This window comes from Lichenihabitans psoromatis (genome assembly GCF_004323635.1).
Lineage (GTDB): Bacteria > Pseudomonadota > Alphaproteobacteria > Rhizobiales > Beijerinckiaceae > Lichenihabitans > Lichenihabitans psoromatis.
The window spans coordinates 3,922,385-3,936,461 of record NZ_CP036515.1; the positions used below are offsets into that span (position 1 = coordinate 3,922,385).

General features: G+C 63.3%; 10 protein-coding genes. 6 read left to right on the top strand and 4 right to left on the bottom strand.

Features of this window, described 5'->3' with window-relative positions; all coding sequences use genetic code 11:
- Nucleotides 1-32: 32 nt before the first annotated feature.
- The 4 genes from radA (at nt 33) to EY713_RS18330 (ending at nt 4,750) form a co-directional block, all read left to right on the top strand.
- Nucleotides 33-1,502 (top strand): DNA repair protein RadA, encoded by a 1,470-nt coding sequence (gene radA, locus EY713_RS18315; RefSeq protein WP_131117749.1) that lies wholly within the window; start codon nt 33-35, stop codon nt 1,500-1,502.
- 81 nt (nt 1,503-1,583) lie between these two features.
- Nucleotides 1,584-2,288 (top strand): CvpA family protein, encoded by a 705-nt coding sequence (locus EY713_RS18320; RefSeq protein ID WP_131117752.1) that lies wholly within the window; start codon nt 1,584-1,586, stop codon nt 2,286-2,288.
- A gap of 115 nt (nt 2,289-2,403) precedes the next feature.
- Nucleotides 2,404-3,912, top strand: a complete 1,509-nt coding sequence (gene purF / locus EY713_RS18325; RefSeq protein WP_131117755.1) for an amidophosphoribosyltransferase — start codon at nt 2,404-2,406, stop codon at nt 3,910-3,912.
- Between the two features lie 88 nt (nt 3,913-4,000).
- A complete protein-coding gene (locus EY713_RS18330) occupies nt 4,001-4,750 on the top strand; it encodes an SDR family NAD(P)-dependent oxidoreductase (RefSeq protein WP_131117758.1) in 750 nt (249 codons plus the stop codon).
- 3 nt (nt 4,751-4,753) lie between these two features.
- On the opposite strand, the gene der is transcribed toward EY713_RS18330, so the two are convergent.
- The 3 genes from der to EY713_RS18345 form a co-directional block, all read right to left on the bottom strand.
- Complete coding sequence (gene der, locus EY713_RS18335) at nt 4,754-6,157, bottom strand: ribosome biogenesis GTPase Der (protein ID WP_131119922.1); 1,404 nt, start codon at nt 6,155-6,157, stop codon at nt 4,754-4,756.
- Entirely contained in the window at nt 6,157-7,005 is an 849-nt protein-coding gene (locus EY713_RS22960; RefSeq protein ID WP_131117760.1) for a tetratricopeptide repeat protein, read from the bottom strand. Before EY713_RS22960 ends, der begins: the two co-directional genes overlap by 1 nt.
- Nucleotides 7,006-7,155: 150 nt before the next feature.
- Nucleotides 7,156-9,573 (bottom strand): penicillin-binding protein 1A, encoded by a 2,418-nt coding sequence (locus EY713_RS18345; protein WP_131117763.1) that lies wholly within the window; start codon nt 9,571-9,573, stop codon nt 7,156-7,158.
- Between the two features lie 274 nt (nt 9,574-9,847).
- Between EY713_RS18345 and EY713_RS18350 the strand changes: the two genes are divergently transcribed.
- A complete protein-coding gene (locus EY713_RS18350) occupies nt 9,848-11,263 on the top strand; it encodes a cytochrome P450 (RefSeq protein WP_207388201.1) in 1,416 nt (471 codons plus the stop codon).
- On the top strand, nt 11,260-12,144 hold the full coding sequence (locus EY713_RS18355; RefSeq protein ID WP_131117766.1) for a lysophospholipid acyltransferase family protein: 885 nt from the start codon (nt 11,260-11,262) through the stop codon (nt 12,142-12,144). Before EY713_RS18350 ends, EY713_RS18355 begins: the two co-directional genes overlap by 4 nt.
- Before the next feature lie 43 nt (nt 12,145-12,187).
- Here the strand turns inward: EY713_RS18355 and EY713_RS18360 are convergent, their stop codons facing one another.
- Nucleotides 12,188-13,468, bottom strand: a complete 1,281-nt coding sequence (locus tag EY713_RS18360) for an N-acetylmuramoyl-L-alanine amidase (protein WP_245572781.1) — start codon at nt 13,466-13,468, stop codon at nt 12,188-12,190.
- Nucleotides 13,469-14,077 lie beyond the last annotated feature (609 nt).

Sequence of the window (14,077 nt, forward strand, 5' to 3'; positions counted from 1 at the left end):
CCGCCTCCCCTCAAGAAAGCGTCTCGCCAGCGATGACAAAGCCGCGCGCCTCCTTTGTTTGCCAGAATTGCGGCGCCGTCAGCAACCGATGGCAGGGCCGATGCGACGCCTGCGGCGAGTGGAACACCATCGTCGAGGAAAGCGCCGTCTCAGGCATTGGCGGACAGATTGCGCGGAAGGCTCGCAAAGGCCGCCTCTTCGCGCTCGAAGGATTGTCGGCCGAGACTGCCGAACCGCCGCGCACCCCCGTCGGCATGGGTGAACTCGATCGTGTGACCGGCGGCGGATTCGTGCCGGGGTCGGTTCTGCTGATCGGCGGCGAACCGGGCATCGGCAAATCCACGCTGCTGATCCAGGCCTGCGCCAAGCTCGCCCGGACCGGCGTCCGTGTCGCCTATATCTCAGGCGAGGAAGCCTCGGCCCAGGTGCGGTTGCGCGCCGAGCGACTCGGCTTATCCGGCGCGCCCGTGGAACTCGCCGCCGCCACCAGCGTCGAAGACATCGTCGCGACGCTCAGCGAAGGCCGCAAATTCGGCCTTGTGGTGATCGATTCGATCCAGACCATGTGGAGCGAGGCCGTCGAGGCCGCCCCCGGCACGGTCACACAGGTCCGGAGCGCGTCGCAGAGCCTCATTCGATACGCCAAGACGACGGGAGCCTGCGTGATCCTGGTCGGCCACGTAACAAAGGACGGGCAGATCGCCGGGCCTCGCGTGGTCGAACATATGGTCGATGCCGTGCTGTCGTTCGAAGGCGATGGAGCGCATCATTTCCGCATCCTTCGCTCGCTGAAAAATCGCTTTGGGCCGACCGACGAGATCGGCGTCTTCGAGATGACGGGCGAAGGCCTCAGTGAAGTCACCAATCCGTCGGCCTTCTTTCTCTCGGGCCGCGACGCCAATGCGGCCGGGACAGCCGTCTTCGCCGGCATGGAAGGCACGCGGCCGCTCTTGGTCGAATTTCAGGCCCTCGTGGCGCCCACCGCACTCGGGACGCCGCGCCGCGCGGTCGTGGGTTGGGATTCGAACCGCCTCGCGATGGTAATCGCCGTGCTGGAATCCCATGCCGGGGTCAGGCTTGGCCAACACGACGTCTACCTCAATGTGGCGGGAGGCTTGAAGATCAGCGAGCCGGCGGCCGATCTCGCGGCAGCGGCGGCACTGCTGTCGTCCTTGACCGGCGCGCACCTGCCCTCCGATTCGGTATATTTCGGCGAACTCGGCTTGTCCGGGGCGGTGCGCCCGGTCGTGCATAGCAATGCCCGACTGAAGGAAGCCGCGAAACTCGGCTTCTCTCATGCGATCGCGCCGAGCGCACCGGCCGCGGCGACCCCGACGACCAAAAGAGCCGGCAAGGAGGCCGATACGGCCCTTCCGGTCCGCACGCTCAACCACATCAGCGCGCTCGTGGCCGATATCGCGGCAAACGGAAGCGAGCAACAGCGTTCGAAAACCGCAGCCGCGGCGGCAAGAAAGCGCGGCCGCGATGATGACGCCTTCTGATCGCTTCGCTATACCGCGAAGTGGTGAATCACAGGGTCGCCTGAGACTTCAACAGTCGTTTGTCCAGCAAGAGGTCTCATCATGCCGTCCTATCTCGATCTTGCCTTGCTGGCGATCGTCCTCATATCGGCGCTTCTGTCGATGGTGCGTGGCTTTACGCGAGAAGTCTTGGCCATCGCCTCATGGGCCGCAGCTGCCGTCTCGGCCTATTATTTCTATCCGCTGCTGCTGCCGTTTGTGAAACCTTACATTCAGAAGGATACGATCGCCGAGGTTGTGGCGGTCGCGATCGTGTTTTTTGCGACCCTCATCGTGGTGTCGATCATCACCGTGAAGCTTTCGGATGCGATTTTGGACAGCAAGGTTGGTGCGCTTGACCGCACGCTCGGCTTCGTGTTCGGGGCGGCGCGCGGTTTTCTGCTCGGCGTCGTTGCGTTTCTCTTCTTCAACTGGCTGGTTCCGGCCAAGTCGCAACCCGAATGGGTCGCCAATGCCAAAAGCCGGCCGCTGCTGCAGATGACCGGCGACGACATGATGGCCATGCTGCCGAACGATGCGGAAAACTCGATTCTGAAGCGGCTGAAGCGCGATAAGACAAACCCGTCCGAGGAAGTGCCGGCTGATGAGAACGACGGCAAGGCGGTCTCGCCCAATCCGTCGGTGCCGGGCAAGAAAACCGATGCGGCGCCCACCACCGGCCCCGCCAGTTTGACGACTGCCGACAAGCAGCGGCTCGATACGATCCTCGGCAAACCCGCCGCTACACCGGCGGCGAAGAAACCGTAATAACCGCGCATGACTGCTCCTCGCGGCCACTTTCATAATGTTGTGATCTTACGCGAACCCCGGTTCCCGGCTATATAGACGCGACAAGCCAAGCCGGCACCGAAGGATCAGCTTGATGAACCCCTCCGAAACGTCGTCCCCCTCCAGCGCGTTGACGGAAACCTACGGGGCGGACGGGTTCGACCTCGACGCCGACAAACTCCGCGAGGAATGCGGCGTCTTCGGCATCTTCGACCACGACGATGCGGCTGCCATCACGGCGCTCGGCTTGCACGCTCTGCAGCATCGTGGACAGGAGGCGGCCGGCATCGTCGCTTTCGATGGCAATCGCTTTCATTCGGAGCGCCGCCTCGGGCTCGTCGGCGATCACTTCTCGAGCACCGATACCATCGCGCGTCTTCCGGGCCGGGCCGCAATCGGCCATGTGCGCTATGCGACGACAGGCGCCACCATCTTTCGTAACGTTCAGCCGCTGTTCGCCGAACTCGATGCCGGCGGGTTTGCGATCGCCCATAACGGCAATCTGACCAATGGTTTGACGGTCCGCAAGGCGTTGATCCGCGACGGCGCGATCTGCCAGTCGACATCCGACACCGAAGTCATCCTTCATCTCGTCGCCCGATCCCGCAAACCGCGCTTCGTCGATAAATTCATCGATGCGCTGCGCCAGGTCGAGGGCGCTTATGCCTTCGTGGGGCTCACCAATAATATGATGGTCGGCGCGCGCGATCCGCTCGGCATCCGGCCGCTCGTCCTCGGCGAACTCGATGGTCACTACATTCTCGCCTCCGAGACCTGCGCGCTCGACATCATCGGGGCACGTTTCGTGCGCGACATCGAAAACGGCGAAGTGGTGCTGATCACCAACGAAGGCTTGCAGAGCTTAAAGCCCTTCCCGGCGCAGAAAATGCGACCCTGCATCTTCGAATATATCTATTTCGCCCGACCCGATTCGATCGTCCATGGTCGCTCCGTCTATGCGGTCCGCAAGAACATGGGCGCAGAGCTCGCGCGCGAAAGCCCCGCAGACGCCGATGTGGTCGTGCCAGTTCCCGACAGCGGCGTGCCGGCGGCGCTCGGCTTCGCCCAGGCATCGGGCATCCCCTTCGAACTCGGGATCGTCCGGAACCATTACGTCGGCCGCACCTTCATTCAGCCCAGCCAGTCGGTCCGCGAGATCGGCGTCCGCCTCAAGCACAGTGCCAATCGCGGCGCTGTCGAAGGCAAGCGCATCGTGCTGCTCGACGATTCGATCGTGCGCGGCACGACCTCGATCAAGATCGTTCAGATGATGCGCGACGCCGGCGCCCGCGAGGTGCATTTCCGCATTTCGTCGCCGCCGATCAAATATCCCGATTATTACGGCATCGACACGCCCGACCGGGACAAGCTGCTGGCAGCCCATATGGATCTTGATGCCATGCGGGATTATATCGGCGCGGATTCGCTGGCTTTTCTATCGGTCGAAGGAATTTATCGGGCGACCGGTTATGCGGGTCGCGACCCCGTTAACCCGCAATTCTCCGATCATTATTTCACCGGCGACTACCCGACGCGGTTGGTCGACATGAACGGCGGCGATTCCAACGTCCGTCAATTGTCGATGCTGGCGGAAGCCAGCTAGAGCGCATCGCGCTTTCTCTCCGGACCGACAGCATCATCGATCATCGTTGCGCGGCCGGACGGTCGTGGCTCGACAAGGACCAGACATCATGGACAAGCCACTCGATCAGCGTGTTGCTCTCGTCACGGGCGCGACACGGGGCATCGGGCGCGCGGTCTGTCTCGATCTGGCGCGCGCCGGCGCTCATGTGATCGCGCTCGGTCGCACGCAGGGTGCTCTCGAGGAGCTCGACGATGCGATTCGGGAGATCGGCTCCGAAGCGACATTGGTGCCGTGTGACATCAAGGATTTCGACGCTCTGGATCGCCTCGGCGCCGCCATCCACGAGCGGTGGGGGAAGCTCGACGTTCTGGTCGCCAATGCGGGTATTCTGGGTCCGATCACGCCGCTCGGCCATGTCGAACCGAAGCAATGGGCCGACGTCATGGCCGTCAATGTCACGGCGAATTGGCGATTGATCCGCTCGCTCGACCCGGTCCTGCGCGCCTCGGATGCGGGCCGCGCCGTCTTCATCACCTCGGGCGCCGGCCATCGCGCCGAGTTGCGCCCCTACTGGGGCCCTTATGCGATTTCGAAGGCTGCGGTCGACGCGCTAATGCGAACCTATGCGGCCGAGACCGCCACGACGTCGGCCGTCAAAGTCATGGCGGTCAATCCAGGACCGCTGCGGACTCGCATGCGCGCCAGCGCGATGCCGGGCGAAGATCCGGAGACACTGAAGGCGCCCGAAGACCTCAGCCCGCGGATCGTCGAACTCTGTGTTCCGACCTGGACTGAGACCGGCAAGCTTTTCGACTTCCCGGCCAACAAGATCATGAGCTTTTCGGCTCCGGCCTGATCCTCAGTATTTCTTGCGCTTGTCGTAGGGATTATCACCCTGCCGGAGCGAAAGGCGAATCGGAACACCCGGCAAATCAAAGGCTTGCCTCAGTCCGTTCATCAAAAATCGCTGATAGGACGTCGGCAGATCCTTCAACTGATTGCCAAACAAAACGAAGCTCGGTGGGCGGGCCTTCGGCTGCGTCATATAACGAAGCTTAATCCGTCGACCGCTGACAGCAGGCGGCGGTGTCGTGTCGATCGTGGCCGTCAGCCAACGGTTGAGCTTCCCGGTCGAGATCCGCTTGTTCCAAACCTCGTGGACCTTCACGACGGCTTCGAGCAGTTTGTCGATCCCTTGCCCGTTCAAGCCTGAAACCGGAATGACCGGCGTTCCCCGAACCTGCGGCAGCAGCCGGTCGGCTTCCTCACGCAACTCGGACAGCTTGGCACCGCGCGACTCGATGAGATCCCACTTGTTGAGGCCGATCACGAGGCCCCGCCCCTCGCGTTCGATCAGATCGACGATCGTCAGATCCTGCTTCTCGAACGGGATCGTTGCGTCGAGCAGCACGATGACGACTTCGGCAAATCGAGCGGCCCGCAGCGCATCCGCGACCGCGAGCTTCTCGAGTTTGTCGTCGATGCGCGCCCGCTTCCGCAAGCCTGCCGTATCGAAGATCTTGATCTTGCGACCACGCCACTCGTAATCGAGGCCGATCGCGTCTCGCGTGATGCCCGGCTCCGGGCCGGTCAGCAGACGGTCCTCACCAAGGATCCGATTGAGCAGCGTCGACTTTCCGGCATTGGGTCGTCCGAGGACCGCGATGTTGAGCGGCTTCGACAGGTCGAGTTCAGTCCCATCCTCTTCGTCATCAAATTCGGGACGTTGCGTCGCGTCTTCGATTTTCTCCGGCTCGATGGCGGTCGCCTCCGGCAGGGCCTGCAGGAGACGGTCATAGAGTTCGGCGAACCCATCGCCATGTTCGGCCGACAAGGCCACAGGGTCGCCGAGGCCGAGATCGAACGCCTCATAGGCGCCGGCCGTCCCGGCTTTGCCCTCGGCCTTGTTGGCGATGAGGATCAGCGGCTTGTCGGCGCGGCGCACCAGGGCGGCAAAGTGCCGATCGACCGGAGTCAGGCCGACACGCGCGTCGATCATGAAGAAGATCGCGTCGGCATCGATGACAGCCGCTTCGGTCTGCGCGCGCATCCGGCCCGTCAAGCTGGTCACCTCGCTCTCTTCAAGCCCCGCCGTGTCGATGATGGTGAAACGAAGATCGCCGAGCCGTGCCTCACCCTCGCGCCGGTCGCGCGTCACGCCGGGCTGATCGTCGACGAGCGCGAGCTTCTTGCCCACGAGCCTGTTGAACAGGGTCGACTTGCCGACGTTCGGACGCCCAATAATGGCGATCGAAAAGTTCATCATTTGGCGGTGCCGTCAGTTGGCGGCGTGGCTGGAGCAACAGCGTCGGGCGCAGGAGGGGTGATCGGAGAAACAGATGCGGCCGGGGCTGCGACCGGCGCATCGGGGGTGGCCGGCGCTTCGACGGCTGGCGTCGTCGCGGTTGGTGGAGCGACCACGGGCGTGGCAGGAACCACTGGGGCGGTCTCAGCCGTCTTGTCGGCTCCGCCCGCCCGAACCAGACCCAGCATCGCCTCGGCGCGCTGACGCAAAGCGGCCGTCGTGGTCGGATCTGTCTCGATCGCGTCGAGCGCGCGGCCGGCGTCATCCGACTGGCCCGCCTTCAAGGCCGCGATGGCCAGCAGTTCACGCGCGCTGTTGCGATAGCCGTTATTCGCATCGGCGAGCGGGTCGAGCCGCTTCTTGATGTCGGCGTAGCCTTCTTGATCGAGCAACAGCAAGGCGGCGCGGAGGCGCGCGAGATCCCGCAGCGACGCATCGACGGATCCATCGGCCGCGATCGCATCGAAGGCCTGCGCTCCCGCCGTCGCATCGGTCTGGCCGGTTTCCGCCGCGAGCCGAAACCGAGCCAGCAGCTTGTAGCCCGGGGTACCATCCTTGACGACGGCGTCGAGCGCTGCTTTCGCCTCCACCGCCTTACCGGCGCGTGTCAGATCGAGCGCATCGAGATATTGCCCCCCGGACACCTGCGCTTGGCGTGTCGTGAAGTAGAGATTCGCGCGCCACGCGCCGACGACCCCGAGCACGAGCACCACAATCGCGAGGATGACGATCCAGTAGCGTTCCAGAAAGCGCCGGAACTGGTCCTGACGGACCTCCTCGTTAACCTCACGAATGAATTCGGACATAGGGAACTCTGGGCCGGTCACTGAAACGACGATGTCCGGGCGGCAGGCCCCCGCACCGGACAATCTCGCCGCATAACACGTCGCGGCATGGGAAGCGAGCGCATGGAAGGCGAGCCGCCCCACTCGCCTCCGGTCTATCAAAAGACCAGCTTAGTAGAGGCCGCCCGTTCCGCTCCCGACTGCGCGATCCGCGTCAGGTTCCGCGACAGCGGCACCCTTCGGCGAATTGTCGCCAATGACCGAATAGCTGTCGGGCGGAGCGGTCCCTGGTTTAAAGGCTTCGAGAATCGAGCCCTGCCCGCTGCCGCGCATGCCGCTTTTATAATCGACCGAGATCAGCTTGATGCCGGGCGGGACGCGGAATGGCACGTCGGGCTTGCCCTGCAAAGCCATCCGCATGAAGTCGCGGAAGACCGGGGCCGCATATTGCGCCGCGTAAGCGGTTGCGCCCAGCGACTTCGGCTGATCGTAACCGAGGTAAAGCCCAACCGCGAGGTCGGTCGAATAACCCACGAACCACACGTCTTTCGCGTCGTTGGTGGTCCCGGTCTTGCCCGCGAGATGGCGGCCGAGTTCCTTCACGGCCTGACCAGTGCCGCGCGTGATGACGCCTTCGAGGATCGAGGTGATCTGATAGGCCGTCAGCGGATCGAGAACCTGCTCGCGCTTGTCGACGAGACGCGGCTCGGGCTGATCGGACCATTTCTCGGCATCACACCCTTCGCAAACCCGCTCGTCGTGCCGATAGATCGTATGGCCCCAGCGATCCTGGATGCGGTCGATCAGCGTCGGCTTGATGCGCTTGCCGCCGTTGGCCAGCATCGAATAGCCGGTCACCATCCGCAGCACCGTCGTCTCGCCCGCGCCGAGCGACATCGACAGAACCGGAAGCATCTCGTCGTAGATACCAAAGCGCTTGGCATATTCGACGATCAGCGGCATGCCGATGTCCTTGGCAAGCCGAACCGTCATCAGGTTGCGCGAGTGTTCGACGCCATACCGCAGCGTATGCGGACCAGAGCCCATATCGTCGTCGTTGGCAGGACGCCACATGCCGAGGCCGGGACCCTGATCGATTTCGATCGGACCGTCCATGACAACGGAGGACGGCGTATACCCGTTATCGAGCGCGGTCGCGTAAACGAACGGTTTGAAGGACGAGCCCGGCTGGCGAAGCCCCTGCGTAGCGCGATTGAACTCCGATTGATCGAACGAGAAGCCGCCCACCATGGCGAAGACACGGCCGGTATAGGGGTCCATCGCGACGATCGCGCCGGAAATCTCCGGCACCTGCCGCAACCGATACTGGCCGGGTTTGCCGTCGACCGGCTCGACATAGACGATATCGCCCGTCGACAGCAGTGACTTGACGGTTTTGCGGCCCGTCCAGCGGATCCCGTCCAGCGGCACCTGTCCCGTATCGCGGTCGGCCGCGACATCGCCGGCCTTGTCGCGTGGCGGTTGGAGGCCGATGCGAGCCGAGGCGTCGTTGCTGTCCAGCACGATGGCGAGACGCCACGGTTGCACGTCGCCGAGAGGCGGCACCTCCGAGACCGTCAAGCCCCAGTCGCTCCCGAGATCGACATGCCGGATCGCCCCGCGCCATCCGCGCGATTCGTCGTAGCGGACGAGCCCATCGACCAGCGCCTTGCGGGCCATGACCTGCATCTTGGGATCGAGCGTGGTGCGGACCGACAAACCGCCGTCATACAGCTTCTTCTCGCCGTAGCGCTCGCTCAATTCGCGGCGCACCTCTTCGGCGAAATAGCCAGCCGCATAGGTATTGGGCGACAACACGCGTGGGTTGACGCCGAGTGGATCCAACTTGGCCTTGTCGCCATCGGCACGCGTGACGTAGCCATTCTCGACCATGCGGTCGATGACCCAGTTGCGGCGCGCCAAAGCGGCATCACGGTGCAGGAACGGCTGGTAATTGTTCGGGCCCTTGGGCAACGCGGCCATATAGGCGGCCTCCGAAATCGACAGCTCGTGCACCGATTTGTCGAAATAGTTCAGGGCTGCGGCCGCGATGCCGTAGTTGCCGAGGCCGAGATAGATCTCATTGAGATAAAGCTCGAGGATCTTCTCCTTCGGGTAGGCGGACTCGATTCGGAACGCCAGCAAGGCCTCCTTGATCTTGCGATCAAAGCTGCGTTCGTTCGTCAGGAGGAAGTTCTTGGCCACCTGCTGCGTGATGGTGGAGGCACCCTGCACGCGCTTGTTGCCTTCGAGCAGCACCATCAAGGCGCGGCCAATGCCCTCGGGATCGACGCCATTGTGACTATAGAAATTCTTGTCCTCGGCCGACAGGAACGCCTGCTTGACCAAAGGCGGAATCGCGGTCGACGGCAGATACAGCCGCCGCTCGCGTGCATATTCGGCCAAGAGGCTGCCATCGTTGGCATGAACGCGGGTCATCACCGGCGGCTCATAATTTTTTAGCTGCGTATAGTCCGGGAGATCCTGTTCGTATTTCCAGATCAGCAGGCCAGTCGCCGCGGCGCCGATGACGAACACCAATGCACCGGTCGCAAATACGAAACCCAGGAAACGGGCGATTAGCCGCATAAGGATAAGGCCTTCAACTGAGTGTTCGATCTGCCCGGGTAACGCGGGTGCCGGGAATGAAGGCGCGGGCTTCAGACATTTTTTAACGTCTTGGCGATGGAGATAAGCTGCGGCAGTTTTATGGTGTCAATGCGGCTGATCCTCCAGCCACCCCGTCGCGGAGAGCCCGACCGGCCGGAACCGGCCAATTGTGATATTTCAGCCACAGCTCTCCGCTTGGGGCTTCGGCGCTAGTCATCTAAGCTGTCCCCGCCTCAGGAGACGATACATCAGGATGGCTGCCTATATTCCGCCCTACCCGCTTCGCCCGCAAAAGGCATTGCCGCCCCTGGCGCTGTTGCGCCTGGCGCGCCGCAATCTTCTCGCCATTTGGCCGGAGGAAACGTTTTCCAAGACCATCTTCGGGCACCGCTTGTTCCGACGCGGCGTCATCGTGGTCAACAGCCCCGAGACCGTCAAGCAGACGTTCGTCGACGGGGCGGCCGCCTATGAGAAGAAGTCGCCGCAGCAGCGGAATGCCCTGAAACCGCTCATCGGCGACGGCTTGTTCATCAGCGACGGGGAGATCTGGCGCAACCGTCGCAAGGTCGTGGCGCCCGTGACCCACATTTCGCGACTGCCCGAACTCACCGAAGGCATCAGCGCCGGCGCCGGCGCCCATCTCGCCTCTTGGAAAGCGCTGCCCGAAGGCGCCGAGATCGACGCGCTGGCCGACATGGCTCATCTCACGGCCGGCATCATCTGCGCCACCATCTTCGGTCGCAAACTTGGCACGAAAGCCGCCGAAACGATCGTGTCGGCCTTCAGCGTCTACCAGAAGCTCATCAACCAGATGGACGTGTTGTCGCTAATCGGCGTGCCGGATTTCCTGCCCCGCTTTCAGGGCTTCCGCATCCGGGCGGCGGCACGGCGGATCCATACGGTTCTTGACGGGCTGATCGACTCGATCCTTGCCGATAAGAACGCGTCCGAGACCTCGTTGCTGCGGTCCATGTCGCAGACCAAAATGGGCGATACCGGGACCGCCATGGACCATCGGGCGTTTCGCGACGAAGCGGCGGTGTTGTTCATGGCCGGGCACGAAACCACCGCCAATACGCTGGCCTGGGCCTGGTTTCTGCTGTCGCAGGATCCAGAGACCGAGCGTCGCCTGCACGCGGAGGTCGATGCGGTGCTGGGCGAGGGCCCGGCGCAATTCGCCGATTTCGCCAAGCTTCCCTTCAGCCGCGCCATCATCGAGGAGACGTTGCGGCTCTACCCTCCGGTTCCGCTGCAGGCCCGCACCGCCGCCGAAGATCAGACCGTTGGCGGTCGCAGCGTCAAGAAGGGCGACCTCGTCATCCTCAACGCCTGGCTGCTGCATCGGCACAAGTCGCTGTGGGATCAGCCGGACACCTTCCTGCCCGACCGGTTTATGCCCGGCGGATCCGGGATCCCCTCGCGTTATGCCTATGTGCCGTTCAGCATCGGTCCGCGCGTCTGCACGGGGGCCGCATTCGGCCTGACGGAGGCGGTACTGTGCCTCGCAACCCTGGCGCGGCACGTGCGGCTGCGCCTCAAACCAGATTGGGTCGTGGAACCTGTGTGCCGGCTCAGCTTGCGACCGGGCGAGCGCCTGCCGATGCTGATCGAACATCGGCGAGCCGCTGTCGCCGCAGTGGCCGAAGACGTCGCCGAGACGCTTCCGTGAACACCGCCGATCGCATCGATTGGACGCTTCATCTCGCGATGAGCAAGATGCCGATCAGCCTTTGTTCGAGCCTCGGCGCGAGGCTGGGCTTCGCGATGGGCAAACGCAAACACCCGCTTGAACATCAACGGGCCGTAGCGCTTTTTCGGCGTCTCCGGCCCGATCTAGCGGCAGACCCCGGTGCCTATGATGCCATGGCGGACCGCCTGTGGGCCAATATCGGCCGCACCTTCGCCGAATTTGCGGTCAGTCATCGCATCCTCCGGAGCGGGCGCGTGACGATCGACAATCGCGACCGGCTCGATGCCACGCTTTCGGCCGGGAGGCCCATCGTCGCCATCTTTCCCCATCTGGGCAACTGGGAGCTGACCGAGATGCAGATCGGCTTCTATGCCCCTCACCGCGGCGCCGTGATCGTCGCGCCGCCCGCCAGCGCGGCTCGCGCCGCGATCGCGCATCGGGTCCGAAGCCAGGCTCCGGCGGAACTCCTGCCAACGTCACGCACCGTCTGGCGCAAAGCGATGGAGCGGCTTCGTCGGCCGGATGGCATTCTGATGGTGGCGGTCGACGACTATGCGAATGGTCGGGTGGGAGCGCCCGCTTTTGGCGCGCCGCCCCGTCTCGACGGCAATCTCGCCAAGGCGGTACGCTTGGCCATGATGCACGATGCGATCATCATGCCGTTTCACAACGAGCGGGTGGCCGGCTCACGCTTCATGACCCGGATCCTGCCGACCTTCATGCTCGACGGTTCGGCCGACGATGCCGGAGCCGTCCTGGCCGGGATCCAGCAGATCGACGCAGTCATGACCGAGCCGATCCTTCGCCTGTTAGATCAATGGTATATGGCGATCTCTTACCCTCAGCCGACACCGTCTTGACCATACGGCGACCGGCTCGTCGCGCCGGCCGTCTCATGTCTGCTCAATTCGTGGCGCGGGCCTCGTCGGCATGCCCAGCCGTGCGCGTTGCTCCGGCCGGTGCCGCCGGTATCGCCGCCGTCCCGTTGCTCGTGGGATGCCGAGGCGCAAAGAAGCTGTCGATGGCGTTGACGATCGATCCTGTCGCGCCGTCGCGCCATTCCGTCGAGGTCAGGTTTTTCACATCCTTGTCGCTCGACAGATAGCCGAGTTCGAGCAGCACCGAGGGCACATCCGGCGCTTTCAACACCATGAAGCCCGCCGATCGCTCCGGGTTTTTGTTGAGGCGCGCGATCTTCTGCCAGTAACCGACCAGGGTTCGCTGGAAAAGATGCGAATAGGTTCGGGTTTCACGCCGGGTCAGGTCGAAAAGAATGTCGTTGACGTCGGGCTTTTCCGGTTCGGCCTGAACCCCCGCCGCCTGATCCGATTGGTTCTCGGCATCCGCCACGCGCGCCGCCTCGGCGTCCGACGCTTTGTCGGAGGACGTATAGACCGTCGCGCCCGTGACGGAGCCGTTGACCGTCAGCGTGTCGGCATGAACCGAGACAAATAAGGCCGCATTGGAGTCGCGGGCGATCCGCACTCGATCGCCGAGACTGACGAAACTATCGTCAGTGCGCGTCAAGCGGACCCGGTAGCGGCCGGTCGCCTTCAATTTATCGGCCAGCATCGTGCTGAAATCGAAGACGATGTTCTTCTCGACCACCCCATCGAGGCCGCTGGCACCGGGATCGACGCCGCCATGGCCCGGATCGATCACGACGAGCGGCAGAGCCGTTGCGTCCGGCGCCTGGTCGGAGATGGTCGCCGTGCTGGCCGGTGGCGCGGGCGGCGCATCGATCATGACGGCTTTGTGGAACGTGCCGCGATCGACCTTGGCGAGTTCGATGACCATACGGGAGGGGTCGCCGCCCGCAATCGAGGTCGTGGCGAGCTTGGCCACGGTCGCTGGACCGGCGAGATCGATGACGATGCGGGATCGACCGGGAGCGAATAAGCCAAAGCGGAACGATCGGATCAGCGGATCACGATCGGGCTTGAGATGTCCGGCGAGCGGATCGATTTGAAAATTGACCTCGGGCAAATCGATGATGACGCGATCCGGCGCCTCGAGCACGGTGGCGTTGGCCGTGACCGATGAGGAGAGATCGAGGCTGAGGCGCGTTGTGGCTCCAATCCTCTCGAGCTTGTAGCCGACCGCCATGGGCGGAGCATGCTCGGAAAGGTCCGGCGCGGTCCAACCCGGCCCTGGCATGAGGAGCAAACCAAGCATTGCCAGCATTGACGCAATCAGACGTCGGCCGATCCACGGCTGAGTCGAACGACTGATCGAGATGTCGGTCAAACCTGCGTCCCTGCGTTGCTCGGCCACGAGGCGTTGCCCCATGCGCGGTGACATTCGTTTTAAAGCGATAAGGCCGGGTGGTTAACGGGTCGTAACGGCGCGGAGCGCGGTTGCGATGGGTCGTTGCGGAAATGAGACAAGACCGGAACCTTGCCATTTCGACGTCAAGCTCCTAATGAGGGTCTGTCCTTGTACGGCGGTCAGCTGGCCCTGCATGAACCTGTACTTTGCCCCTCGGCAATCTTCCGCGGCTTGGTGCGTTTCGTTGTGCAGGCTTTGCGCGTGAAGCTCTTTAACGAGACTTTGCACTGACGTCAGTCCTGTTTCGCCGCTGGGATGTGGACGACACGATCTCGGTCCGACGATCGTGCTTCTATAGGTATGCGACAATGACTCGCCCTGTCCTGGGTCATCACGCCAAAGCTGATCAGTCGTCCGCCCACGTGCCATCGAGGATGCTGCGTAGCGGACGCCGAACGTCGTCCGTGACCGGTGCTTCCGCGCCCATCGATCCGTCGTCGCTTCTCTCTCGAGCGAGCGTCGGCG